General features: G+C 57.6%; 1 protein-coding gene. It reads right to left on the reverse strand.

Annotation, left to right across the window (positions count from 1 at the left end; translation table 11 throughout):
- Positions 1-2: 2 nt before the first annotated feature.
- On the reverse strand, positions 3-874 hold an 872-nt coding region (locus tag BCA01S_RS34245; RefSeq protein WP_027780689.1), incomplete at its 5' end, for an IS30 family transposase.

The raw sequence follows: 874 nt of genomic DNA on the forward strand, positions 1-874 counted from the left end.
ATTCAACCGGTGGATGCAATAGTTTGCTGGAACCGTTCGGCGGGCGTTTCGTAGTTCAGGGTCTTTCTTGGACGCTCGTTCAATCGCCTAGCCACAGCGTTGAGTTTGACCTGCGAATACACGGACAGATCGGTGCCTTTAGGAAAGTACTGTCTTAACAGCCCGTTCGTGTTTTCATTTGATCCGCGCTGCCATGGATGCTGGGGATCGCAGAAGTAGACCTGTATGTCGGTAGCCACGGTAAAGCGTTTGTGTGCGGCCATCTCTGTTCCCCGATCCCATGTCAGCGACTTGTAGAGCTCCTGCGGCAGTTTTGAAGCGTGTTTGATGAGTGCATTGGCGACCGTTTCGCTATCCTTGCTCGCTATCCTGACCAGCATAACGTAACGCGTCTGGCGCTCGACGAGCGTCGCGATCTGGCTGCTGCCGCTACCGCACAGCAGATCACCTTCCCAGTGGCCCGGTACTGCACGATCTTCAACGCTCGCAGGGCGTTCACTGATCGATACGGTGTCCTTTATCCTGCCATGATCGTCGGTCTTTTGCGTGTGATGGCGGGAACGCCGCATGGCTCGGGTACGCCGCAGGTGCTCCAGCAACTCCTTCTTCAGGGCACCTCGGGCCTGTATGAAGAGACTGCGATAGATGGTCTCGTGAGACACGTTGTAGTCCTCGTCGTCTGGATACGCCCGCCTGAGCCATCCGGCAATCTGCTGCGGTGACCACTGCAACTGGAGCTTGCCGGCGACGATGTGCGCCAGCTTCCGGTACCGAACCAGTTTACAGACTTTGGGGCGCTGCGCGCGATCCCATGCGAGTTCATCGGCGTGGCTTGCCCGATAGCCGGTCGGTCCGCTGTTACGTTTGATCTCCC

This window comes from Paraburkholderia caledonica NBRC 102488 (assembly GCF_000685095.1).
Lineage (GTDB): Bacteria > Pseudomonadota > Gammaproteobacteria > Burkholderiales > Burkholderiaceae > Paraburkholderia > Paraburkholderia caledonica.